Consider the following 25,080-nt stretch of genomic DNA (forward strand, 5'->3'; position numbering starts at 1 on the left):
TCCCCGGCAAGCGCGGCTTCCACAGTTCAGGTCTGCACCGTCTTGCAGGAGCCGCGCTTGCCGGCGATGGGCTGCGAAGCAGCCCCGACGATTTCAGCTGTTTTGCGAACCTTCGAACCACGCCAGCTTTTCACGCAGTTGCACCACTTCCCCGACAATCACCAGGGTCGGCGCATGCACTTCATGCTCGGCCACCAGCTGCGGCAGGTCCGCCAAAGTACCGGTAAACACCCGCTGATTGCGCGTAGTCCCCTGCTGCACCAAGGCCGCCGGCGTACTGGCCGCCCGCCCATGGCGAATCAACTCGGCACAGATGGTCGGCAACCCCACCAGCCCCATGTAGAACACCAGGGTCTGGGCCGGCGCCACCAGGTCATGCCAAGGCAGATTGCTGGTGCCGTCCTTGAGGTGCCCGGTGACGAAGCGCACCGACTGGGCATAGTCACGGTGAGTCAGCGGAATACCGCCATAAGCGGAACACCCACTGGCCGCGGTAATGCCCGGCACCACCTGGAACGGGATACCTTGCTCGGCCAGCTCTTCGATTTCTTCGCCACCCCGGCCGAAGATGAACGGGTCACCGCCCTTGAGGCGCAATACACGCTTGCCCTGCTGGGCGAGGTCGACCAGCAGGCGGTTGATCTGGTCCTGCGGCACGGCATGGTCGGCGCGGCGCTTGCCGACGTAGATACGCTCGGCATCACGCCGGCACATCTCGATGATGGCCGGTGCCACCAGGCGGTCGTACAGCACCACATCGGCCTGCTGCATCAGGCGCAAGGCACGGAAGGTCAGCAAGTCCGGATCACCCGGCCCAGCACCTACCAGATAAACCTCGCCACCCTGCTGCACTGGAGCCCCCTCGACCATCGCCTGCAACAGGCGTTCGGCCTCGGCGCCCTGCCCGGCCAGCTGGCGCTCGGCAATCGGCCCTTGGAAAACCGTTTCCCAGAAGCCGCGGCGTTGATTGACGTCCGGGTACAAGGCTTTGACCTTGTGCCGGAAGCGCGCAGCCAGCCCGGCCAGTTCGCCATAGGCCGACGGGATCCAGGCCTCCAGCTTGGCGCGGATCAACCGCGCCAGCACCGGGGCGTCACCGCCACTGGACACCGCGATCACCAAGGGTGAACGGTCGACGATCGCCGGGAAGATCACCGTGCACAGGGCCGGCGCATCCACCACGTTGACCGGCAGGCTCAGCGCCTGCGCATCGGCCGACACCTGGGCGTTGAGCCCAGGATCGTCGGTGGCCGCGATCACCAGCCGGCAGCCGACCAGGTCGGCCGCCTGATAGCCACGCACCAGCACCTCACCGCCAGCTTCCCGTGCCAACGCGGCCAGCTGGCCGTCGATGTCCGGCGCCACCACGCGCAGCACGGCGCCGGCATCGGCCAGCAGGCGCGCCTTGCGCAGGGCGATCTCACCGCCGCCGACGACCAGTACCCGGCCGCCCTGCAGCTTGTGGAACAGCGGCAGGTAATCCATTTAGCGGATGACCTCGACGCCGCCCATGTACGGCTTCAGCACGTCCGGTACGCGGATCGAACCGTCAGCCTGCTGGTAGTTTTCCAGCACGGCCACCAGGGTGCGGCCTACGGCCAGGCCGGAGCCATTGAGGGTATGCACCAGCTCCGGCTTGCCGGTTTCCGGGTTACGCCAGCGGGCCTGCATGCGGCGCGCCTGGAAGTCACCGCAGTTGGAGCAGGAGCTGATCTCGCGGTACTTGTCCTGGCTCGGCACCCACACTTCGAGGTCGTAGGTCTTCACGGCGCCGAAGCCCATGTCGCCGGTGCACAGGGCCAGTACGCGGTACGGCAGCTCCAGCAACTGCAGCACGCGCTCGGCGTTGGCGGTCAAGCCTTCCAGGGCTTCCATCGACTTGGACGGCTCGACCACCTGGACCATCTCGACCTTGTCGAACTGGTGCTGGCGGATCATGCCGCGGGTGTCACGGCCCGACGCACCGGCTTCACTACGGAAGCACGGGGTGTGGGCGACCAGCTTGAGTGGCAGTTGCTTGGCATCGAGGATCTGCTCGGCGACCAGGTTGGTCAGCGACACTTCGGCAGTCGGGATCAGGTAGAAGTCAGCTTCGCCTTCGCGAGTGATCTTGAACAGGTCCTCCTCGAACTTCGGCAGCTGGCCGGTGCCCTGCAGGGCCGGTGCCTGCACCAGGTAAGGGGTGTAGTGCTCTTCGTAGCCATGCTCACCGGTGTGCAGGTTGATCATGAACTGCGCCAGGGCGCGATGCAGGCGGGCGATTGGCCCACGCAGCACGGCAAAGCGCGCACCAGAAAGCTTGGCCGCGGCTTCGAAGTCCAGGCCACCGCTGATTTCACCCAGGGCGACGTGGTCCTTGATCTCGAAATCGAAGCTAGCCGGCGTGCCCCAGCGGCGCACTTCGACGTTGTCGTCTTCGCTGGCACCGACCGGTACGCTGGCGTCCGGCAGGTTGGGGATGGTCAGCAGGATGCCGTCCAGTTCGGCCTGGATACCATCCAGTTCACTCTTGCCGGCGGCCAGTTCGTTGGCCATGCGCTCGACGTCTGCCATCAACGGGGCGATGTCTTCGCCCTTGGCCTTGGCCTGGCCGATCGACTTGGAACGGGCGTTACGCTCGGCCTGCAGCTGCTCGGTGCGGGTCTGCACCGCCTTGCGGCGCTCTTCCAGTGATTCGATGCGCGCGACATCCAGGCTGAAGCCACGGGAGGCCAGGCGATCCGCCACTTCCTGAAGTTGGCCGCGTAACAGTTTGGAATCGAGCATATCGTTCTCTCGTTATGTGTAGGTGTTGGTTCAGAAACGGGTCAGGGACAGGCCGGCCCAGGTGGCCAAAAGCCCGCCCACCACGCTGATACTGGTATAGCCCACCGCGAGGGGCACTTGCCCACTTTCGATCAGGCGCACGGTATCGAGCGAAAAGGAGGAAAACGTCGTCAGGCCGCCAAGGAAGCCGACGATCAAGCCGGCGCGCAGTTCGACTGGCGCCAGCGGCTTGTGCAGGAACAGGCCATAGAGCAGGCCGATGAGCAGGCAGCCAACCAGGTTGACCGCCAGCGTACCGACATAGAAGTGCCGTGGCCAGTGGGCCGCGACCCAGTTCGCGGTGGCGAAGCGCAACAAGGTCCCGGCAATACCGCCCGCGCTGACCGCGGCAATCAATGCAATCACGGTTTTCTCCGCTGACGGGGGCTGTTGCGGTCAAGCTCGGCCAAGTGGCGCAGCTTCTCGCCGATCTTCAGCTCCAGGCCTCGCGGCACGGGCTGGTAGTACTGGCGCGGTTCCAGCTCTTCAGGGAAGTAGTCCTCGCCAGCGGCATAGGCATCGGGCTCGTCATGGGCGTAGCGGTACTCTTCGCCATAACCAAGTTGCTTCATCAGCTTGGTCGGGGCATTGCGCAGGTGCAGCGGCACTTCCAGCGAGCCATGTTCGGCAGCTTCGCGCAAAGCGGTCTTGAAGCCCACGTACACTGCATTGCTCTTCGGCGCGCAGGCGATGTAGGTGATGGCCTGAGCCACCGCCAATTCGCCCTCCGGGCTGCCCAGGCGCTCTTGCACGTCCCAGGCGGCCAGGCACAGGCTCAGCGCGCGCGGGTCGGCGTTGCCAATGTCCTCGCTGGCCATGCGCACCACGCGGCGGGCGATGTACAGCGGGTCGCAGCCACCGTCGAGCATGCGGGCGAACCAGTACAGGGCGCCATCGGGGTTGGAGCCGCGCACTGACTTGTGCAGCGCAGAAATCTGGTCGTAGAACGCCTCGCCCCCCTTGTCGAAGCGGCGGCGGCTGTCGCCGAGCAGGCTTTGCAGCATCTGGACGTCGATTTCGCTGCCATCTTCGGCCAGGTCCGAGGCGTTCTCGAGGAAGTTGAGCATGCGCCGGCCATCGCCATCGGCGGCGGCCATGAGCATCTTGAAGGCGTCGTCACCAACCCGCAGGTTGCGCTTGCCCAGCCCGCGCTCTTCAGTCAGCGCACGATTGACCAGCTTGCGCAGCGCCGCTTCGTCGAGGCTCTTGAGCACGTACACCCGCGCCCGCGACAGCAGCGCATTGTTCAGCTCAAACGACGGGTTCTCGGTGGTAGCACCAATGAACAGCAGGGTGCCGTCTTCCACATAAGGCAGGAAGGCATCCTGCTGGGACTTGTTGAAGCGGTGCACTTCGTCGACAAACAGGATGGTGCGCCGGCCATACTGGCCGGCCTGCTGCTTGGCTACCTCGACTGCCTGGCGGATCTCCTTGACCCCTGCCAGCACCGCCGACACCGTCTCGAAGTGCGCATCGCAGAACTGCGCCAGCAACCGCGCGAGGGTGGTCTTGCCCACCCCCGGCGGCCCCCAGAAGATCATCGAGTGCAGCGCACCCTGCTCCAGCGCCTCGCGCAGCGGTTTGCCACGCGCCAACAGGTGCTCCTGGCCGACGTACTCGTCCAGGTTGGACGGGCGCAGGCGGGCTGCCAGGGGCTGGGCGACGGGTTCGCTTCGAAACAGGTCCATGGCGAGCTCTGCTTACTCCTTGATGACGTCGGCGCCTTTGGGGATGTCGAACTTGAACTGGCTGTCCGGCACCGCCTGGTTGGCCTTGACGCCATTGAACAGGATGTTGGTGCGCTGGCCGACACTGTCGACCAGCTGCATGTCATTGATCAGGCCCCTGCGGAACGACACGCGCAGCGAGTCGAACAAGGTGTCCTTGGTCTTGGGCTTGAGGGTGAAGTCCATCACCTCGCCCTGCTCCTTGGAGGTGATGTCGAAGCTTTGGCTGATCTTCGATACATCACCGGACAGCAGCAGTGCCGGGGTCTGGTTCAGGCGCTGGTCAAGCTTCTTGATGGTCGCCTGCTCCAGGTCCGGGTCCCACAGGGTGACGTTCTTGCCGTCGGACACCACCACCTGCTCCTGCGGCGCATTGGTGTGCCAGTAGAACAGACCTGGGCGCTTCACGGTCATCTTGCCGGACGTTTCCTGCAGGCTGGTGCCGCCGGCGTCCAGGGTCAGCTGGGAGAAGTTGGCCTCGATGGTCTGGGACTTTTCCAACAGCTGGGTCAGGCGTTGTACGTCTTGCTCACCGGCATAAGCAGTAACCGAGCCCAGGGTCAGGGCAGAAACCAACAGCATGCGAATCGCGCGCATGGGAATCCTCATTGAGCATTGAAAAGGCCGGGCGCCACCGTTGGCGCCCGGCAAGGTGTTCATCAGTCGCGCGGGCCACCCGGGGCAATCACTTCCCGCGAGCCGTTGCTGTTCATCGGGGTGACCACCCCGGCCATTTCCATCGACTCGATCATCCGCGCAGCGCGGTTGTAGCCGATCTTCAGCTTGCGCTGCACGGCCGAGATGGAAGCGCGGCGGCTTTCCAGCACGAACTGCACGGCCTCATCATACAGGGCATCGGTTTCGGCATCGTCACCATCGCCACCGCCGCCGCCGCCATCAAAGCCGCTGCCGGCCTCTTCGACGCCGTTGAGGATGTCGTCGTTGTAGTCCGGCGCGCCACGCAGCTTCCAGGCCTCGACCGTACGGTGCACTTCATCGTCGGAGACGAACGCACCGTGCACACGGATCGGCAGGCTGGTGCCCGGTGGCATGTACAGCATGTCACCATGGCCAAGCAGCTGTTCGGCGCCACCCTGGTCGATGATGGTCCGCGAGTCGATCTTGCTCGACACCTGGAACGCCATGCGGGTCGGGATGTTGGCCTTGATCAGGCCGGTGATCACGTCCACCGACGGGCGCTGGGTAGCGAGGATCAAGTGAATACCCGCAGCCCGCGCCTTCTGGGCGATACGGGCGATCAGCTCTTCGACCTTCTTGCCGACGATCATCATCATGTCGGCGAATTCGTCGACCACCACGACGATGGTCGGCAGGGTCTTCAGCGCAGGCGGCTCATCGTCCATGCTTTCGCGGCGGTACAGCGGGTCATGGATGATCTCGCCGGCTTCCTGGGCGTCCTTGACCTTGCGGTTGAAGCCGGCCAGGTTACGCACGCCCATGGCCGCCATCAGCTTGTAGCGCCGCTCCATCTCGGCCACGCTCCAGCGCAGGGCGTTGGCGGCATCCTTCATGTCGGTGACCACCGGACACAGCAGGTGCGGGATGCCTTCGTAGATCGACAGTTCGAGCATCTTCGGGTCGATCATGATCAGCCGCGCGTCTTCCGGGCTGGACTTGAACAGGATCGACAGGATCATCGCGTTCACACCTACCGACTTACCGGAACCGGTGGTACCGGCCACCAGCAGGTGCGGCATCTTGGCCAGGTCGGTGATCACCGGCTTGCCGCCAATGTCGTGGCCCAGGGCCAGGGTGACCGGCGATTTCTGCTCGTCGTACTGCGGCGTGGCGAGCACTTCCGAGAAGCGCACCATCTGCCGGTTTTCGTTGGGGATCTCGATACCCACGGTGGTCTTGCCAGGGATGACTTCGACCACCCGCACACTGGTCACTGCCAGCGAACGCGCCAGGTCCTTGGCCAGGTTGGCGATACGGCTGACCTTGACGCCTGCGGCCGGCTGGATTTCGTAACGGGTAATCACCGGGCCCGGGTGGATGGAGTCCACCGAGACTTCCACGCCGAATTCCTTGAGCTTGATTTCCAGCAACTGGCCGACCCCGGCCAGGGATTCCGGCGAATACTCGATCTTCTTCTGTTCGGCCGGGTCGAGGATGGAAATCGACGGCAAAGTACCTTCCACGGCGCTGTCGACGAACAGCGGCGCCTGTTTTTCCTTCATCACTCGCTTGCTCGGCTCCGGCGCACGCTCGGCGGCCGGTGGCACGATGGTCGGCACCGCTGCAGGTTGCTGGCGGGGGACCACAGGCTCACGCGGCACTACAGGCTCGCGCGCGAGGGTCGGCTCGCGCGGTACTACTGGCTCACGGGAAGGCTCCCGTGCAAGGGTCGGCTCACGGGGCTCGGCGGGCTGGGCCGGTGCCTCTTCGCGCTTGAAAATGCGCTCGCGCAGCGCTGGTTTGGCCGGCTCGCGCTTGTCGGTGGCCTTCGGCCCCAGGTCGAATACGGGCTCGTCAACTTCACGCAATTGCGCTTCCAGGCGCTTGCGCTCGTTGCGCGCTTCCCACCAGCGGCTGGCCGCGCCCTGTACCAGCTCGAACAGGTCGAGGGTGATCTTGCCGGTCATGTCCATCACCTTGAACCACGACAGGTCGGTGAACACGGTCAGGCCGAACAGGAACAGGGCAATGAACATCAGCGTGCTGCCCTGCACGTTCAGCAGGTTGCGCGCCAGGTCGCCAAGGCTTTCGCCCAACGCACCGCCCGCGGAAAACGGCAGGCTCGCCGGCGGGTGGAAATGGATATGCGCCAGGGCCGCGCCCGACAGCACCAGGAACACCAGGCCGATGAGGCGCCAGGAGAACAGCCAGCCGCTCCACTGCCACGGCTGGTGGCGTTCGCGGAAGATCTGCCAGGTCTTGATCGCCAGCAGCAGCGGGAAGATGTAGGCGAAATAGCCCAGCACCATGAACAGGATGTCGGCGAAGTACGCGCCGGCACGCCCGGCGGCATTCTGCACCTGGTCGATGTTGCTGGTGTGGCTGAAGCCTGGGTCCGACGTGTCGTAGGTCAGCAGTGCCATCCACAGGTACAGGCACAGGGCGCCGACAGCGATCAACGCACCTTCCTTGAGGCGGTAATGCAGCTGCTGTCGCCACAGGGGCACAGGCAAAGGAGCTGGAGTTGCGGTGGATTTCTTCAAAACGCGTCTATTCCTGCGCGTGCTGCGCGTCCAGTAGTGATCGGCCGGCGTCTGGCCAATGAACCACTACTTTTAACATTACTGCCCGCCAGCCGCCATGACGGCGCGCCGTATGGAGCTTGAGTGGGGGCGACTTTCGTATAGGTGCAATTTGAGCACGCATTTTCTTTTGTGACAAAGGCTTATGCTGTGTTTTTGCACAGGTGTGACAGCAAATGTAGCGGATGGTGCCTATGGTTTCATGAATGTGTGGGAAATTGCCTATTCTGCTGCCCGCCAATTGCTTCTGGCCCTGCCAGCATTGACCCCGCAAGCCCTGCGCGCCATGCTGCCCTCTCCCCTCCCCCACCGCACGATAGACCATGCTCACCTGGCTAACCCGCGACTCGCTGACCTTCCCGCCCCTGGAAAAGGCCCTGCATGACCCCAACGGCCTGCTCGCCGCTGGCGGCGACCTGAGCCCCGAGCGCCTGGAGCAAGCCTATAGGCATGGCTGCTTCCCCTGGTACCAGGACGGCCAGCCGATTCTCTGGTGGTCACCCGACCCGCGCACGGTGCTGTTCCCGGACGAGCTGCATGTCTCACGCTCGCTGGCCAAGCTGATGCGCCAGGGCCGCTACCAGGTCACCTTCGACAGCGACTTCCCCGCGGTGATCGCCGCCTGCGCGGCCCCGCGCGACTACGCCGACGGCACCTGGATCACCGACACCATGCGCGATGCCTACTGCGAGCTGCACCGCCGCGGCATCGCCCATTCGGTGGAAGTGCGCGAGGGCGGCGAGCTGGTCGGCGGCCTGTACGGCCTGGCCATCGGCCAGCTGTTCTTCGGTGAATCGATGTTCAGCCGCGCCGACAACGCCTCCAAGGTCGGCTTCGTGACGCTTGTGGAGCACCTGCGCCAGGCCGGCTTCGTGCTGATCGACTGCCAGATGCCGACCCACCACCTGCACAGCCTTGGCGCCCGCGCCATCAGCCGCGCCAGCTTCGCCGACTACCTGGCACGCCACCTCGACCAGCCCAACCGTGCCACCTGGGTTCGCTAGGCGAGTTCTGCGAGCTGGCTTACACTTATAAGCAAAGTCTCACCGAGGGGGTTGATCATGACAGAGTTGGCGCGGTTGAAGTTCTATGCCACTCAGCCCCACTCCTGCAGCTACCTGCCGGGCGAACAGGCCACCACGCTGTTCCTCGACCCCAGCCAGCCGATGGACGTGCAGGTGTATGCCGACCTGTCGGAAATGGGCTTTCGCCGCAGTGGCGACCACCTGTACCGCCCGCATTGCCAGAACTGCAATGCCTGCGTGCCGGCGCGCATCCCCGCCGCGCGCTTCATTCCCAACCGCCAGCAGCGGCGCATCCTCAAGCGCAACGCCGACCTGACCGTGACGGCCGCTCGCCCGGCATTCAAGGAAGAATATTTCGACCTGTATCGGCGCTACATCGAGACCCGTCACGCCGATGGCGACATGTATCCACCGAGCCGCGACCAGTTTTCCACCTTCCTGGTCCGCGACCTGCCGTTCTGCTGGTTCTACGAGTTCCGCCTGGAAGGCCGCCTGCTGGCAGTGGCGGTATGCGACCTGCTGCCCAACGGCCTGTCGGCGGTATACACCTTCTACGAGCCCGACGAAGAAAGGCGCAGCCTGGGGCGTTTTGCCATTCTCTGGCAGATCACCGAAGCCCTGCGCCAGGACCTGGAGGCGGTCTACCTGGGTTACTGGATCAAGAACTGCAAGAAAATGAACTACAAGACGCAGTATCGACCTATCGAGTTGTTGATTAACCAGCGCTGGGTCACCCTCAACTGAAAGCATTGGCTTGACACGCAGTTTTCCGGCATAATCCACGCCACTTTTTTGCCCGGTGCGGTTATGCGTCGGGCCAACACTGGATCCGAGGGCTCTACTGCATGTCGAAAGAAGACAGCTTCGAAATGGAAGGTACTGTCGTCGACACCCTGCCCAACACCATGTTCCGCGTGGAGTTGGAAAACGGGCACGTCGTAACCGCGCACATCTCCGGAAAGATGCGCAAGAACTACATCCGTATTCTCACTGGCGACAAGGTCCGCGTCGAGCTGACGCCTTACGACCTGAGCAAGGGCCGCATCACCTACCGCGCGCGCTAAGCTCCAGCCATGAAAAAGCCCGGCATGTGCCGGGCTTTTTTGTGCCTGCTGAAACCCCATCGCGGCTAAAGCCGCTCCTACAGGGAAACACAATGCCCTGCAGGAGCGGTTTTAGCCGCGATGGGCCGCAAAGCGGCCCCACTATCAAGCCACCTCAGCCGTGGTCTCGAAGTCGAACACCAGTTCGCCATCGCGCAGGTCAACATGCACCACACCACCGTGCTCGGCCAGCTCGCCAAACAGGATCTCCTCGGCCAGCGGCCGCTTGATCTTGTCCTGGATAAGCCGAGCCATCGGCCGTGCACCCATCTGCACGTCGTAGCCAGAAACCGCCAGCCAACCGCGGGCGGCATCGCTGACTTCCAGCAGCACACGCTTGTCTTCCAGCTGCGCCTGCAGTTCGATGAGGAACTTGTCGACGATGCTCTTGATCGTCTCGGTGCTCAGGCGACCAAACTGGATGATGGTGTCCAGACGGTTGCGGAACTCCGGCGTGAAGCTCTTGCGGATGACTTCCATGGCATCGGACGCGTGGTCCTGATGGGTGAAGCCGATCGAGGCCCGCGCGGCGGTTTCAGCACCGGCGTTGGTGGTCATGATCAGGATCACGTTGCGGAAGTCGGCCTTGCGCCCGTTGTTGTCGGTCAGGGTGCCGTGGTCCATCACCTGCAGCAGCAGGTTGAAGACTTCCGGGTGGGCCTTCTCGATTTCATCGAGCAGCAGCACGCAGTGCGGTTGCTTGGTGATCGCTTCGGTCAGCAAACCGCCCTGGTCGAAACCAACATAGCCAGGAGGCGCACCGATCAGGCGCGACACGGTGTGGCGCTCCATGTACTCGGACATGTCGAAGCGCACCAACTCTACACCCAGCGCCTTGGCCAACTGCCGCGCAGCCTCGGTCTTGCCCACGCCGGTCGGGCCAGCGAACAGGAACGAACCGACCGGCTTGTCTGGTGATTTGAGACCGGCCCGCGACAGCTTGATGGCGGTGGCCAGCGAATCAATGGCCTGATCCTGGCCGAACACGGTCAGCTTGAGGTCACGCTCGAGGTTGCGCAGCAGCTCCTTGTCGGAGCTGGTGACATGCTTCGGCGGAATGCGCGCGATCTTGGCGACAATGTCCTCGACCTGGGGCACATCGATGCGCTTGACCCGGTTCGCTTCAGGCTGCAGGCGCTGATAGGCACCCGCCTCGTCGATCACATCGATGGCTTTGTCCGGCATGTGCCGGTCATTGATGTAGCGCGAGGCCAGTTCGGCGGCGGCGCGCAGGGCTTCGTCGCTGTACTCGATGTTGTGGTGGCTCTCGAAACGGCCTTTCAGGCCACGCAGGATACCCACAGTGTCTTCGACCGAAGGCTCGCTGACATCGACCTTCTGGAAGCGCCGCGCCAAGGCACGGTCTTTCTCGAAGATGCCGCGAAACTCCTGGAAGGTGGTCGAACCGATGCAACGGATCTCACCGGAGGACAGCAGCGGCTTGAGCAGGTTGGACGCATCCATCACCCCGCCCGACGCCGCACCGGCACCGATGATGGTGTGGATCTCGTCGATGAACAGGATCGCCTGCGGGCGTTTGCGCAATTCGCCGAGCAGCGCCTTGAAGCGCTTCTCGAAGTCGCCACGGTACTTGGTACCAGCCAGCAGCGCACCAAGGTCCAGCGAATAGACCACGCTCTGCGCCAGCAGGTCCGGCACCTGGCCGTCGACGATACGCTTGGCCAGGCCTTCGGCGATGGCGGTCTTGCCGACGCCAGCCTCACCGACCAGCAGCGGGTTGTTCTTGCGCCGGCGGGCCAGGATCTGGGCCACACGCTCGACTTCCTGCTCGCGACCCACCAGCGGGTCGATACGCCCGGCACGGGCCAGTTCGTTCAGGTTGCTGGCATAGGCATCCAGCGGGTTGCTCGAAGAGGAGGTTTCGCCACCCTCTTCGTCCTGCATTTCCTGGTCGCTTTCAGCATGCGAACCATGGCCCGGCACCTTGGAGATGCCGTGGGCGATATAGTTGACCACGTCGATACGGGCCACGCTCTGCTGCTTGAGCAGGAACACAGCCTGGCTTTCCTGTTCGCTGAAGATCGCGACCAGCACATTGGCGCCGGTGACTTCGCGCTTGCCGGAACTCTGCACGTGGAACACGGCACGTTGCAGCACGCGCTGGAAGCCCAGGGTCGGCTGGGTTTCGCGGTCTTCGTCGTTGACGGGGATCAGGGGTGTAGTGGAGTCGATGAACTCTTGCAGGTCGTGCTTGAGTTTGTCGAGATTGGCGCCACAGGCGCGCAGAACGGTCGCAGCAGCCTCATTGTCAAGGAGTGCCAGCAGCAGATGTTCGACGGTCATGAATTCATGACGTTTCGAACGGGCCTCCTTGAAGGCAAGATTGAGGGTGACTTCGAGCTCGCGGTTTAACATAGCTTCACCTCATACCCAAGTGGTCGGCGATTAACCGTCCTTCTCGATTTCACAGAGTAGCGGATGCTGGCTTTCCCTGGCGTATTGGTTGACCTGCATGGCCTTTGTTTCGGCGATGTCACGGGTAAACAATCCGCACACTGCCCGCCCCTCGGTATGGACGGTCAGCATGATCTTGGTCGCCAGCTCGCGGTTCAGACTGAAGAACGTTTCGAGCACTTCGACGACGAAATCCATCGGCGTGTAGTCATCGTTGAACAAAACCACCTTGTACATCGGTGGCGCCTGCAGGATCGGCTTGGCTTCCTGTACCGCAAGCCCTGAGCCGTCGTCCTCATTCGATTGCGGGCGATCCTGATTGAATGTTAGTCGAATCTCGCTGGGTGCATGCATGGAAAGAAATTCATCATGATCGACAGGTTAAGGTTGTGGGTTGACTGCGTTTGCGGTCGCTGGCGCACGCGCCACCTGACCTTGACTATCGGCAAAACGGTGTTACAACCAATAAGAACCCACCGTGGTCGATAAAGATCCGCGCAGTCAACCAGATTTTTCGCATGGTTCGTATGCGGATGAAGTGGATGATACTCCAGTGATGGAGTCCTTTGCAGAGGGACATAGGGATGGCAAGCGGTAAAGTCAAGTGGTTCAACAATGCCAAGGGCTACGGATTCATCAACGAAGAGGGTAAAACCGACGATCTGTTCGCGCATTATTCCGCGATCCAGATGGACGGCTACAAGACGCTCAAGGCAGGCCAGTCCGTGGAGTTCGAGATCATTCAGGGCCCCAAAGGCCTGCATGCGATCAAGATAATGGACGCCGCAACAGCTGCAGCATCCGCCGCCAACGCTGTGGGCCAATCCGAGGGTGAAACCGCACAAGCCTGACCACCCTGCTCTCTGCCGGTATACCACAAAGCCGGCCGCTTCCTTCTCTGGAAGCGGCCGGCTTTCAATTGTCTTACATATGCTTGATCATTTCATCGCCAAAGCCTGAACTGCCCACCAGCTTGGCACCGTCCATCAGCCGCTCGAAGTCATAGGTCACAGTCTTGGCCGCAATGGCGCCATTGGTGCCCTTGATGATCAGGTCGGCCGCCTCGGTCCAGCCCATGTGGCGCAGCATCATTTCCGCCGAAAGGATCACCGAGCCCGGGTTGACCTTGTCCTGCCCGGCGTATTTCGGCGCGGTGCCGTGGGTGGCCTCGAACATGGCCACGGTATCAGACAGGTTGGCGCCCGGCGCAATGCCGATGCCGCCTACTTCCGCCGCCAGGGCGTCGGACAGGTAGTCACCGTTGAGGTTAAGCGTGGCGATCACATCGTACTCGGCCGGGCGCAGCAGGATCTGCTGGAGCATCGCGTCGGCGATGGCGTCCTTGACGATCACCTCGCGGCCGCTCTTGGGGTTCTTGAACTTCATCCACGGGCCACCATCGAGCAGCTCGGCCCCGAACTCGTCACGGGCCACTTCATAGCCCCAGTCCTTGAAAGCACCCTCGGTGAATTTCATGATGTTGCCCTTGTGCACCAGGGTCAGCGACTCGCGGTCGTTGTCCACCACGTACTGCAGAGCCTTGCGCACCAGGCGCTTGGTGCCCTCGCGGGAGACCGGCTTGACGCCGATGCCACAGTCCTGGTCGAAGCGGATCTTGGTGACGCCCATTTCCTCCTTGAGGAACTTGATCACCTTGTTTGCTTCGGGCGAGCCGGCCTTCCACTCGATACCGGCATAGATGTCCTCGGAGTTCTCGCGGAAGATCACCATGTCGACGTCGCCGGGCTTCTTCACGGGGCTTGGCACACCCTCGAACCACAGCACCGGGCGCAGGCATACATACAGGTCGAGCTGCTGGCGCAGGGCCACGTTGAGCGAGCGGATACCGCCGCCGACCGGGGTGGTCAACGGGCCTTTGATCGAAACCACGTAGTCTTTGACCGCATCCAGGGTTTCCTGGGGCAGCCAGGTATCCTGGTCATACACCTGGGTGGCTTTCTCGCCGGCATACACTTCCATCCAGGCGATCTTGCGCGTGCCGCCGTAGGCCTTCTGCACAGCGGCATCGACCACCTTGATCATCACTGGTGAAACATCGACGCCAATCCCGTCGCCTTCAATATAAGGAATGATCGGGTTGTCAGGAACGTTGAGCGAATGGTCTGCATTGACGGTGATCTTGGCGCCGTCGGTCGGAACCTTGATTTTCTGGTATCCCATGCTTGCACTACTCCGCTGTCGGGTGTGGTTGGACATCATGCGATCCAATGAGCCTAAACCACATCTGTCGACCTGCAAGCGGTGCGGCAATCCACCACATTGCCCCTACGTCTTTGGTCTTATAAATGGCGCCGATGTCACTTCGCCTTGCTGAATAGCCCGAATGGTTTGGTATACTCCGCCGCGACCGAAGGGTCATCGGGGCGAATCCCAGGAAAATGCGGACCGCCCTTGGCCATGAATGGCCGAAAAGCCTGGGTTGTTACCGCAGCTCAGCATTGACGCTCGACTGATGCATCCACCATCACAGCTCGCAGCCTCTCGACTTTCCGCTCATGGCGTTGCCAGGGCGATGCGCCTACCCTGCGCAACACGAGACTCGAGCACGCTCAGCACACAGAGAGTTAACCCGCATGCCCACCCGTTCCAAGATCATCTATACCTTCACCGACGAAGCCCCCGCCCTCGCCACCTACTCGCTGCTGCCGATCGTCGAAGCCTTCACCGCTTCGGCTGACATCGCCGTCGAAACTCGCGACATCTCCCTGGCTGGCCGTATCCTTGCCGCCTTCCCGGAGCAACTGGGCGCAGAGAAGCAAGTAGGCGATCACCTGGCGGAACTGGGCCAGCTGGCTACCACCCCTGAAGCCAACATCATCAAGCTGCCGAACATCAGCGCCTCGGTACCGCAGCTCAAGGCCGCGATCAAGGAACTGCAAGGCAAAGGCTTCAACATCCCTGACTACGCCGACGAGCCGTCCACCGAGGCCGAGAAAGAGTCCCGCGCCCGCTACGACCGCATCAAGGGCTCCGCCGTGAACCCGGTGCTGCGCGAAGGCAACTCCGACCGCCGCGCGCCACTGTCGGTCAAGAACTACGCCCGCAAGCACCCGCACAAGATGGGCGCCTGGGCCGCCGACTCGCAGTCGCACGTTGCACACATGAGCAACGGCGACTTCTACGGCAGCGAAAAAGCCGCGCTGATCGAGGCTGACGACAACCTGCGCATCGAGCTGGTCGGCAAAGACGGCAGCACCACCGTGCTGAAAGCCAAGACCGCCGTAAAAGCCGCTGAAATCGTCGACTGCGCCACCATGAGCCGCAAGGCCCTGAAAGCCTTCATCGCCGAGCAGATCGCCGATGCCAAGGCCTCTGGCGTACTGCTGTCGGTCCACCTGAAAGCCACCATGATGAAGGTTTCCGACCCGATCATGTTCGGCGTCATCGTCGAAGAGTTCTACGGCGACGTACTGGCCAAGCACGCTGCAGCCCTGGCTGAAGTAGGCTTCAACGCCAACAACGGCATCGGCGACCTGTACGCCCGCATCAAGGACCTGCCAGCCGACAAGCAGGCCGAGATCGAGGCCGACATCCAGGCCCTGTACGCCCAGCGTCCAGCCTTGGCCATGGTCAACTCCGACAAGGGCATCACCAACCTGCACGTGCCGAGCGACGTCATCGTCGACGCCTCGATGCCAGCGATGATCCGTGACTCGGGCAAGATGTGGAACACCGCCGGTGAACTGCAGGATGCCAAGGCGATCATCCCGGATCGTTGCTACGCCGGCATCTACCAGGCCACCATCGAAGACTGCAAGGCCAACGGCGCCTTCGACCCGACCACCATGGGCAGCGTGCCGAACGTCGGCCTGATGGCCCAGAAGGCCGAAGAGTACGGTTCCCACGACAAGACCTTCCAGATCCAGGCCGACGGCGTGGTACGCGTGGTCGATGGACAGGGCAAGGTCGTTCTGGAGCAGAACGTCGAAGCCGGTGACATCTTCCGCATGTGCCAGACCAAAGACGCGCCGATCCAGGACTGGGTCAAGCTGGCCGTCAACCGTGCCCGCCTGAGCAACACCCCGGCGGTGTTCTGGCTGGACCCGGCCCGCGCCCACGATGGCGTGATGATCGAGAAGGTACAGAAGTACCTGAAGGACCACGACACCGCTGGCCTGGACATCCGTGTTCTGGCGCCGGTCGACGCCATCAAGTTCTCCCTGGCCCGCATCCGCGAAGGCAAGGACACCATCTCGGTGACCGGCAACGTGCTGCGCGACTACCTGACCGACCTGTTCCCGATCATGGAACTGGGCACCAGCGCCAAGATGCTGTCGATCGTGCCGCTGATGAACGGCGGTGGCCTGTTCGAGACCGGCGCCGGCGGTTCGGCGCCGAAGCACGTGCAGCAGCTGGTTGAAGAGAACTTCCTGCGTTGGGACTCGCTGGGTGAGTTCCTGGCCCTGGCCGCTTCCCTGGAGCACCTGGGCAACACCTACGACAACCCGCGCGCCAAGGTCCTGGCCAACACCCTGGACCAGGCCACCGGCAAGTTCCTCGACACCAACAAGTCGCCTTCGCGCAAAGTCGGTGGCATCGACAACCGCGGCAGCCACTTCTACCTGACCCTGTACTGGGCCCAGGCCCTGGCTGCCCAGAGCGACGACGCCGCCCTGCAGGCACGCTTCGCCCCACTGGCCAAGACCCTGACCGAGAACGAGGAGACCATCGTCGCCGAGCTCAACGCCGTTCAGGGCAAGCCAGCCGACATCGGTGGCTACTACGCCCCGGATGCCGAGCTGACCGCCAAGGTGATGCGCCCAAGCCAGACCCTGAACAGCGCCATTGCTGCCCTGTAAGGTTCGCTTGAAGTAACAGCACAAACCCCGGCCACGCACCGGGGTTTGTGCTTTCTGGATAAATGATTTCTAGCGGCCAACGCCGCCCCTGTGGGAGCGGGTTTACCCGCGAATGCGTCAGTGGATTCAGCATCGCATTCGCGGGTAAACCCGCTCCCACAGGGGCGGTGCCAGCCCTTATGGAGCTGTTCATGACCTGGCAACCCCACATCACCGTCGCCACCATTGTCGAACACGAAGGCAAGTTCCTCTTCGTCGAGGAATTCAAAGCCGGCCAGCACGTCTTCAACCAGCCCGCCGGCCACCTCGAACCCAACGAAACACTGCCCCAGGCCGCCCTGCGCGAAACCCTCGAGGAAACCGCCTGGGAAGTCGAACTCACCGGCGTGGTCGGCATCTACCTGTACACCGCCCCAAGCAACGGCGTGACCTACCAGCGCATCTGCTTCGCCGCCCGCCCCGTGCGCCAGCATGCCGACCTGGCCCTGGACAGCGACATCGTCCGCGCCGTGTGGCTGACCCGCGACGAACTGCTGGCCGACCCCGCCCGCTGGCGCAGCGAGCTGGTGCCACGCTGCCTCGACGACTACCTCGCAGGCCCCCTGCACAGCCTCGAACTGCTGCGTGACTGACGCGCCGCGCCGGTTTTGATAGAATCGGCGTTTTTCCCCCTTGATACACACCGGTACCCATGACCAGCCCAGCACTCAAAGACCCCGCCAAGACCCGCGTCATCGTCGGCATGTCCGGCGGCGTGGACTCTTCCGTCTCCGCCCTTCTGCTCATGGAGCAGGGCTACCAGGTGGAAGGGCTGTTCATGAAGAACTGGGAAGAAGACGACGGCACCGAATACTGCACCGCCCGTGAAGACCTGGCCGACGCCCAGGCCGTATGCGACCGCATCGGCATCAAGCTGCACACCGCCAACTTCGCCGCCGAGTACTGGGACAACGTGTTCGAACACTTCCTCGAAGAATACAAGGCCGGCCGCACGCCCAACCCGGACATCCTCTGCAACCGCGAAATCAAGTTCAAGGCGTTCCTCGACTACGCCCTGTCGCTGGGTGCCGACCTGATCGCCACCGGCCACTACGTGCGCCGCCGCGACACCGGCGCGCTCACCGAACTGCTCAAGGGCCTGGACCCGAACAAGGACCAGAGCTACTTCCTGCACGCCGTCGGTGGCAAAGAAATCGCCCGCACCCTGTTCCCGGTCGGCGAACTGGAAAAGCCCGAAGTTCGTGCCATCGCCGAAAAACACGGCCTGGCCACGGCCAAGAAGAAAGATTCCACCGGCATCTGCTTCATCGGCGAGCGCCGCTTCAGCGACTTCCTCAAGCAATACCTGCCAGCCCAGCCTGGCAACATCGAGACCACTGACGGCGAAGTGATCGGCCGCCACCACGGCCTGATGTACCACACCATCGGCCAGCGCCAGGGGCTGGGTATTGGCGGCCTGAAGGACGCCGGTGACGAGCCGTGGTACGTGCTGCACAAGGACCTGACCCGCAACGTGCTGGTGGTCGGCCAGGGCAACGAACACCCGTGGCTGTTCTCCCGCGCCCTGCTCGCCTCGGAAATCTTCTGGGTCAACCCGATCGACCTGAGCAGCCCGCGCCGGCTGACGGCCAAGGTGCGCTACCGCCAAAGCGACCAGCAGTGCACCCTGGAGCTGACCGAGACCGGCTACCGCGCCGTGTTCGACGAGCCGCAGCGCGCCGTGACCCCGGGTCAGTCGGTGGTGTTCTATGACGGCGAGGTGTGCCTGGGCGGCGGCGTGATCGAAACCGCCGAGCCATGGAGCCCGCGCGCATGAGCAACCTGCAGGAGCAGCTGATTGCCCTGGGCGGCGTGTTCCAGGCCGCCGTGCTGGTCGACCGCATCGCCCGCACCGGCCAGGCCAGCGAAGCCAATATCGGCTGCATGCTCGGCAGCCTGCTGGTACGTGACCCCAAGGACACCCTGGAGGTGTTCGGCGGCGACGACCTCAACCTGCGCGACGGTTATCGTGCCCTGGTCGGCGCCCTGGAGCGCGACCCCAGCAGCCTGCAGCGCGAGCCACTGCGCTACGCCCTGTCGATGCTCGGCCTGGAGCGCCAGCTGAACAAGCGCGGCGACCTGCTCGACACCATCGGCAACCGCCTGCCACAGATCCAGTCCCAGGCCGACCATTTCGGCCTGGTTCACGAAAACGTCATCGCTTCCAGCGGAGCCTTGTACCAGGACACCCTGAGCACCTTGCGCCAGCGCATCCAGGTGCACGGCGACATGCGCTTCCTGCAGCAGGCCAGCAACGCCTCGAAGATCCGCGCCCTGCTGCTGGCCGGCATCCGCGCCGCGCGCCTGTGGCGCCAGCTGGGCGGGCACCGCTGGCAGCTGGTATTCAGCCGGCGCAAGCTGCTCAACGAACTGTACGACATGATGCGTTCGCCTTCTTAGAGAAAAACGCCGGACTTGCAGGAGCGGCCTTGCCGGGGCGCCAGACCGGTCGGAAAGGGCTGCGCAGCAGCCCCAGAATGGCTGCCCTGGCATAGATTGCCGGGGCCGCTGCGCGGCCCTTTCGCGACGCAAGGCCGCTCCTACAGGCAAATTTCATGTATGATATGCGCCCTTCCAAAAGCCTGACTGTCCGAGAACACCCCATGCAGCTTTCTTCGCTCACTGCGGTTTCCCCTGTAGACGGCCGTTACGCCGGCAAAACCCAGGCCTTGCGCCCCATTTTCAGCGAATTCGGCCTGATCCGTTTCCGCGCTCTGGTCGAAGTGCGCTGGCTACAGCGCCTGGCCGCCCACCCGCAGATCGGCGAAGTGCCGGCGTTCTCCGCCGAAGCCAATGCCCTGCTGGACAGCCTGGCCACCGACTTCAAGCTCGAGCACGCCGAACGCGTCAAGGAAATCGAGCGCACCACCAACCACGACGTCAAGGCGATCGAATACCTCCTCAAGGAGCAGGCCGCCAAGCTGCCTGAGCTGGCCAAGGTCAGCGAATTCATCCACTTCGCCTGCACCAGCGAGGACATCAACAACCTGTCCCACGCCCTGATGCTGCGCGCTGGCCGTGACGACGTGCTGCTGCCGCTGATGCGCCAGATCGCCGACGCCATCCGCGCCCTGGCCCACGCTCACGCCGACGTGCCGATGCTGTCGCGCACCCACGGCCAGCCGGCTTCGCCGACCACCCTGGGCAAAGAGCTAGCCAACGTCGTGTACCGCCTGGAGCGCCAGATCGCCCAGGTTGCCGCCGTGCCGCTGCTGGGCAAGATCAACGGCGCCGTGGGCAACTACAACGCCCACCTGTCGGCCTACTCGCAGATCGACTGGGAAGCGAACGCCCGCGCCTTCATCGAAGACGAGCTGGGCCTGCAGTTCAACCCGTACACCACCCAGATCGAACCGCACGACTACATCGCCGAGCTGTTCGACGCGATCGCCCGTTTCAACACCATCCTCATCGACTTCGACCGCGACGTCTGGGGCTACATCTCGCTGGGCTACTTCAAGCAGAAGACCGTGGCCGGCGAAATCGGCTCGTCGACCATGCCGCACAAGGTCAACCCGATCGACTTCGAAAACTCCGAAGGCAACCTGGGCATCGCCAACGCACTGTTCCAGCACCTGGCCAGCAAGCTGCCGATCTCGCGCTGGCAGCGTGACCTGACCGACTCCACCGTGCTGCGCAACCTGGGCGTGGGCTTCGCCCACAGCGTCATCGCCTACGAAGCCAGCCTGAAAGGCATCGGCAAGCTGGAAGTCAACCAGGCCCGCATCGCCGCCGACCTGGACGCCTGCTGGGAAGTGCTCGCCGAGCCGATCCAGACCGTGATGCGCCGCTTCAACATCGAGAACCCCTACGAGAAGCTCAAGGAGCTGACCCGTGGCAAGGGCATCACGCCAGAAGCGCTGCTGACCTTCATCGACGGCCTCGACATGCCTGCCGACGCCAAGGCCGAACTGAAGCTGCTGACCCCCGCTACCTACATCGGTAACGCGGCAGCCCAGGCCAAACGCATCTAAGCTGACCGTCGCGTTCAACGCCCGGCATAGCCGGGCGTTTTTATTCCCGGACGAAAATTACGTTTTTTCAATAGGTTGAACATGAATCCTGATACTCCACTGCAGCTGCTCGGCGGCATCTCGGCCCGCGAATTCATGCGCGACTACTGGCAGAAGAAGCCCCTGCTGGTGCGCCAGGCCTTCCCGGACTTCCAAAGCCCGATCGACCCCGACGAACTGGCCGGCCTGGCCCTGGAAGAAGAAGTCGAGTCGCGCATCGTCCTCGAGCACGGCGCCCACCCGTGGGAGCTGCGCCGTGGCCCGTTCACCGAAGACACCTTCGCCGAGCTGCCGGAGCAGGACTGGACCCTGCTGGTGCAGGCCGTCGACCAGTTCGTCCCGGAAGTTGCCGAACTGCTGGAGCATTTCCGCTTCCTGCCAAGCTGGCGTATCGATGACGTGATGATCAGCTTCGCCACCCCTGGCGGCAGCGTCGGCCCGCATTTCGACAATTACGACGTGTTCCTGCTGCAAGGCCACGGCGAGCGCAACTGGAAGATCGGCCAGATGTGCAACAGCGACAGCCCGCTGCTGGAGCATGCCGACCTGCGTATCCTCGCCGAATTCGAGCAGAGCGGCGAATGGACCCTGGAACCGGGCGACATGCTCTATCTGCCACCGCGCCTGGCCCATTACGGCGTCGCCGTGGACAACTGCCTGACCTACTCGGTCGGCTTCCGCGCCCCAAGTGCCGCTGAAGTGCTGACCCACTTCACCGACTTCCTCGGCCAGTTCCTGCCGGAAGAGGAGCGTTACAGCGATGCTGACGCGCAGCCTGCCAGCGACCCGCACCAGATCCAGCACGACGCCCTCGACCGCCTCAAGGCGCTGATCGACAAGCACACCAACGACAAGGACCTGCTGCTGACCTGGTTCGGCCAGTTCATGACCGAGCCGCGCTACCCGGAGCAGGTCACCGGTGAAGAGCTGGACGAGCAAGAGCTGATCGAAGCCCTGGAAGACGGCGCCATCCTGATCCGCAACCCAAGCGCTCGCATGGCCTGGTCCGAGCTCAACGACGACCTGATGCTGTTTGCCAGCGGCCGCAGCTGCCCGCTGCCGGCCAAACTGCGCGAGCTGCTGAAACTGGTGTGCTCGGCCGACGCGTTACACATCGACAACCTTGAGCAGTGGCTGCAGGACGAAGATGGCCTTATGCTCATCCAGCAGTTGATCAAACAAGGGAGCCTGGGATTCGCCAATGAATAAGATCAGCGTTCGCCTCGCCGACTGGCACAAAGACAACGCCGATATCCACCGCATCCGTACCGCCGTGTTTGTCGCCGAACAGCACATTCCGCCGGAACTGGAGTTCGACTCCGAGGACCAGGATGCCGTGCACTTCCTGGCCCTGGAGGGTGACTACCCGATCGGCACCGCACGCCTGCTGACCGATGGCACCATCGGCCGCATATCGGTGCTCAAGGACTGGCGTGGGCTGAAGGTCGGCGACGCGCTGATGCAGGCGGTCATCGCCGAAGCGCAAAACCGTGACCTCAAGCAGCAGACGCTCAGTGCCCAGGTGCATGCAACGCCATTCTACGAGCGCCTGGGCTTTCGCGTAGTCAGCGAGGAATTTCTCGAAGCCGGCATCCCGCATGTAGACATGGTGCGCGACTCGCGCGCCTGATCCCAGCACCGCGCCGCCCTCTTGTAGGAGCGGCCTTGTGTCGCGATAGGGCTGCAAAGCAGCCCGGCAATCTCTGCCTGGACAGAGATTTTGGGGCCGCTACGCGCCCCTTTCGCGACACAAGGCCGCTCCTACAAGAATCACGTCAATCCCACGCAACAAATAAGCTGTACATCCATCCAGATAAAACTTGCCTCCGCGCCCCCGCTTGCGCATCCTAGTGCCCATCTTTCCCCGATGAAGCGTTCCCGGCCATGCGCCTGTTCCTCTGCGAAAAACCCTCCCAGGCCAAAGACATCGCCAAGGTGCTCGGTGCCAACCGCAAGGCCGACGGATGCTGGCAGGGTACCGACGTCTGCGTGACCTGGTGCATCGGCCACCTGCTGGAAACCGCCCCGCCCGACAGTTACGACGACCGCTACAAGCGCTGGAACCTCGCCGACCTGCCGATCATCCCGGAAAAGTGGAAGATGCGGGTCAAGCCCAAGACCGCCAGCCAGTTCAAAGCGGTCAAGCGCCTGCTCGGCGAAGCCCGCGAACTGGTGATCGCCACCGACGCCGACCGCGAAGGCGAGATGATCGCCCGCGAGCTGGTCGAGCACTGCCGCTACCGTGGCCCGATCCAGCGCCTGTGGTTGTCGGCCCTGGACGATGCCTCGATCCGCAAGGCACTGGCACGCCTGCTGCCCGGCCAGGATACCTTCAACCTCTACCACTCGGCCCTGGGCCGCTCACGCGCCGACTGGCTGATCGGCATGAACATGAGCCGGCTGTTCACCCTGCTTGGTCGCCAGTCCGGCTACCAGGGCGTGCTACCGGTGGGGCGGGTGCAGACCCCGACCCTGCGCCTGGTGGTGGACCGTGATCGCAGCATCGCCGATTTCGTGCCCGTGCCTTTCTGGGCCATTGATGTACAGCTCGAACACGCCGGCCAAACCTTCAATGCGCAGTGGCGCGCACCGGATGACACCTGCGACGACCAGGGCCGCTGCCTGAACCAGGCACTGGCCCAGCAGGCCGCTGCAGACATGAACACTGCCGGTACGGCGCGGGTACTCAAGGTTGCCACCGAGCGGGTGCGCGAGGCCGCACCGCTGCCCTTCGACCTCGGCACCTTGCAGGAGCTGTGCTCGAAAAAGTTCGGCCTCGGCGCCCAGGAAACCCTCGACATCGCCCAGGCGCTGTATGAGACCCACAAGCTGATCACCTACCCGCGCAGCGATTGTGGCTACCTGCCCGTCAGCCAGCATGGCGAGGCTCCAGCCATCCTCGCCGCGCTGCAGCGTGCCGATGCCAGCCTGGCGCCGCTGCAAGCGCACCTGCAGGCCCAGCGCCGCTCACGCGCCTGGAACGACGCCAAGGTCAGCGCCCACCATGGCATCATCCCCACCGCCGCAGCCAGCGACCCGGCACGCCTGCCCGCCAAGCACAAGGCGGTCTACACGCTGATCCGTGCACGCTACCTGGCGCAGTTCCTGCCCAACCACGAATACGACCGCACCCAGGCCGAATTCGATTGCGCTGGCCATGCCCTGCGCGCTGTCGGCAAACAGATCGTCGAGCCCGGCTGGCGTCGCGCCCTGCCCGAGGCGCTGACCCCGGCCAAGGGCCGCGAAGCCCAGCCAGCCCAGGTGCTGCCGGCCCTTCATGAAGGCCAGGACTGCAACGTGCACGGTTTGCAGCTCAAGGACTTGTGGACCCAGCCGCCCAAGCCTTTCACCGAAGGCGACCTGATCAAGGCCATGAAGAACGTTGCCAAGCTGGTGGACGACCCGCGGCTCAAGCAAAAGCTCAAGGAAACCACCGGCATCGGGACCGAAGCGACCCGCGCCAGCATCATCCAGGGCCTGCTCGACCGCGGCTATCTGGTGAAGAACGGCAAGGCCCTGTCTGCCACCCCGGCTGCTTTCAGCCTGATCGACGCCGTCCCCCGCGCGATTGCCGACCCCGGCACCACGGCAATCTGGGAGCAGGCGCTGGACATGGTGCAAAGCGGCGAGATGAGCCTGGAAGAGTTCGTCGCCCGCCAGTCGGCGTGGATGGGCAAGCTGGTGGAACGTTGCCGGGGAATGCGCATGACCATTACCGGGCCGGCGGTAGGCAAGGCGGCGCCGTGGAAAAAGAAGCGGCGCAGCACCGGCAAAGGCAAGGCCGCTGAAGGGAAACCAGCTGCCAGCAAGGCAAGGCAACCTCGGCGCAAGGCCTCCAGTTGATGGGGTTGCCAATACCGGCCTCTTCGCGGCTGATGCCGCTCCTGCAGGAGGCGGTGAAGTCCTTGTAGG

21 protein-coding genes are annotated in these 25,080 nt (G+C 63.5%); 12 read left to right on the forward strand and 9 right to left on the reverse strand.

Going from position 1 to position 25,080, the window contains the following annotated elements; translation table 11 throughout:
* Positions 1-93: 93 nt before the first annotated feature.
* The 6 genes from cysG to APH27_RS17785 all read right to left on the reverse strand — a co-directional run bounded on the left by cysG (position 94) and on the right by APH27_RS17785 (position 7,774).
* The gene (cysG, locus tag APH27_RS17760; RefSeq protein ID WP_027919737.1) at positions 94-1,485 is read right to left on the reverse strand and encodes a siroheme synthase CysG; all 1,392 of its coding nucleotides are present in this window, start codon (positions 1,483-1,485) and stop codon (positions 94-96) included.
* Positions 1,486-2,766: a serine--tRNA ligase gene (gene serS / locus APH27_RS17765; protein ID WP_060485524.1), complete on the reverse strand. Its 1,281-nt coding sequence runs from the start codon at positions 2,764-2,766 to the stop codon at positions 1,486-1,488.
* A gap of 30 nt (positions 2,767-2,796) precedes the next feature.
* Positions 2,797-3,171 (reverse strand): fluoride efflux transporter CrcB, encoded by a 375-nt coding sequence (crcB, locus tag APH27_RS17770; protein ID WP_027919735.1) that lies wholly within the window; start codon positions 3,169-3,171, stop codon positions 2,797-2,799.
* On the reverse strand, positions 3,168-4,493 hold the full coding sequence (locus tag APH27_RS17775) for a replication-associated recombination protein A (RefSeq protein WP_027919734.1): 1,326 nt from the start codon (positions 4,491-4,493) through the stop codon (positions 3,168-3,170). The genes crcB and APH27_RS17775 overlap by 4 nt, the downstream gene beginning before the upstream one ends.
* Positions 4,494-4,505: 12 nt before the next feature.
* Entirely contained in the window at positions 4,506-5,129 is a 624-nt protein-coding gene (gene lolA / locus APH27_RS17780) for an outer membrane lipoprotein chaperone LolA (RefSeq protein WP_027919733.1), read from the reverse strand.
* Positions 5,130-5,191: 62 nt separating this feature from the next.
* Positions 5,192-7,774 (reverse strand): DNA translocase FtsK, encoded by a 2,583-nt coding sequence (locus APH27_RS17785; RefSeq protein ID WP_371260262.1) that lies wholly within the window; start codon positions 7,772-7,774, stop codon positions 5,192-5,194.
* Positions 7,775-8,076: 302 nt separating this feature from the next.
* Here APH27_RS17785 and aat point away from each other — a divergent pair, with 302 nt between their 5' ends.
* The 3 genes from aat to infA all read left to right on the forward strand — a co-directional run bounded on the left by aat (position 8,077) and on the right by infA (position 9,842).
* A complete protein-coding gene (aat, locus tag APH27_RS17790) occupies positions 8,077-8,757 on the forward strand; it encodes a leucyl/phenylalanyl-tRNA--protein transferase (RefSeq protein WP_060485525.1) in 681 nt (226 codons plus the stop codon).
* Positions 8,758-8,814: 57 nt separating this feature from the next.
* Complete coding sequence (locus APH27_RS17795) at positions 8,815-9,522, forward strand: arginyltransferase (protein WP_027919730.1); 708 nt, start codon at positions 8,815-8,817, stop codon at positions 9,520-9,522.
* Positions 9,523-9,623: 101 nt separating this feature from the next.
* On the forward strand, positions 9,624-9,842 hold the full coding sequence (gene infA, locus APH27_RS17800; protein ID WP_002553999.1) for a translation initiation factor IF-1: 219 nt from the start codon (positions 9,624-9,626) through the stop codon (positions 9,840-9,842).
* A gap of 144 nt (positions 9,843-9,986) precedes the next feature.
* Here the strand turns inward: infA and clpA are convergent, their stop codons facing one another.
* Positions 9,987-12,257, reverse strand: coding sequence for an ATP-dependent Clp protease ATP-binding subunit ClpA (clpA, locus tag APH27_RS17805; RefSeq protein WP_027919729.1), 2,271 nt, complete (start codon positions 12,255-12,257; stop codon positions 9,987-9,989).
* 30 nt (positions 12,258-12,287) lie between these two features.
* A complete protein-coding gene (gene clpS, locus APH27_RS17810) occupies positions 12,288-12,650 on the reverse strand; it encodes an ATP-dependent Clp protease adapter ClpS (RefSeq protein WP_003251220.1) in 363 nt (120 codons plus the stop codon).
* Positions 12,651-12,880: 230 nt separating this feature from the next.
* On the opposite strand from clpS, the gene cspD reads away from it, so the two are divergent.
* Positions 12,881-13,147, forward strand: coding sequence for a cold shock domain-containing protein CspD (gene cspD, locus APH27_RS17815; RefSeq protein ID WP_027919728.1), 267 nt, complete (start codon positions 12,881-12,883; stop codon positions 13,145-13,147).
* A 73-nt stretch (positions 13,148-13,220) separates the two neighbouring features.
* On the opposite strand, the gene icd is transcribed toward cspD, so the two are convergent.
* The gene (gene icd / locus APH27_RS17820; RefSeq protein WP_060485526.1) at positions 13,221-14,477 is read right to left on the reverse strand and encodes an NADP-dependent isocitrate dehydrogenase; all 1,257 of its coding nucleotides are present in this window, start codon (positions 14,475-14,477) and stop codon (positions 13,221-13,223) included.
* A gap of 413 nt (positions 14,478-14,890) precedes the next feature.
* Between icd and APH27_RS17825 the strand changes: the two genes are divergently transcribed.
* From APH27_RS17825 to APH27_RS17860, 8 genes are all read left to right on the forward strand, one after another.
* Entirely contained in the window at positions 14,891-17,116 is a 2,226-nt protein-coding gene (locus APH27_RS17825) for an NADP-dependent isocitrate dehydrogenase (RefSeq protein ID WP_027919726.1), read from the forward strand.
* A 191-nt stretch (positions 17,117-17,307) separates the two neighbouring features.
* Positions 17,308-17,748 (forward strand): NUDIX hydrolase, encoded by a 441-nt coding sequence (locus APH27_RS17830; RefSeq protein WP_060485527.1) that lies wholly within the window; start codon positions 17,308-17,310, stop codon positions 17,746-17,748.
* 59 nt (positions 17,749-17,807) lie between these two features.
* Entirely contained in the window at positions 17,808-18,932 is a 1,125-nt protein-coding gene (gene mnmA, locus APH27_RS17835; RefSeq protein WP_027919724.1) for a tRNA 2-thiouridine(34) synthase MnmA, read from the forward strand.
* Entirely contained in the window at positions 18,929-19,555 is a 627-nt protein-coding gene (hflD, locus tag APH27_RS17840; protein WP_027919723.1) for a high frequency lysogenization protein HflD, read from the forward strand. Before mnmA ends, hflD begins: the two co-directional genes overlap by 4 nt.
* A 203-nt stretch (positions 19,556-19,758) precedes the next feature.
* The gene (gene purB / locus APH27_RS17845; RefSeq protein WP_033696417.1) at positions 19,759-21,129 is read left to right on the forward strand and encodes an adenylosuccinate lyase; all 1,371 of its coding nucleotides are present in this window, start codon (positions 19,759-19,761) and stop codon (positions 21,127-21,129) included.
* 81 nt (positions 21,130-21,210) lie between these two features.
* Positions 21,211-22,377, forward strand: a complete 1,167-nt coding sequence (locus APH27_RS17850; RefSeq protein ID WP_060485528.1) for a cupin domain-containing protein — start codon at positions 21,211-21,213, stop codon at positions 22,375-22,377.
* Entirely contained in the window at positions 22,370-22,798 is a 429-nt protein-coding gene (locus APH27_RS17855) for a GNAT family N-acetyltransferase (RefSeq protein ID WP_027919720.1), read from the forward strand. Before APH27_RS17850 ends, APH27_RS17855 begins: the two co-directional genes overlap by 8 nt.
* A gap of 254 nt (positions 22,799-23,052) precedes the next feature.
* Positions 23,053-25,011, forward strand: a complete 1,959-nt coding sequence (locus APH27_RS17860; protein ID WP_060485529.1) for a DNA topoisomerase III — start codon at positions 23,053-23,055, stop codon at positions 25,009-25,011.
* Positions 25,012-25,080 lie beyond the last annotated feature (69 nt).

Origin of the sequence: Pseudomonas sp. NBRC 111123 (assembly GCF_001320205.1) — a bacterium.
GTDB lineage: Bacteria > Pseudomonadota > Gammaproteobacteria > Pseudomonadales > Pseudomonadaceae > Aquipseudomonas > Aquipseudomonas putida_J.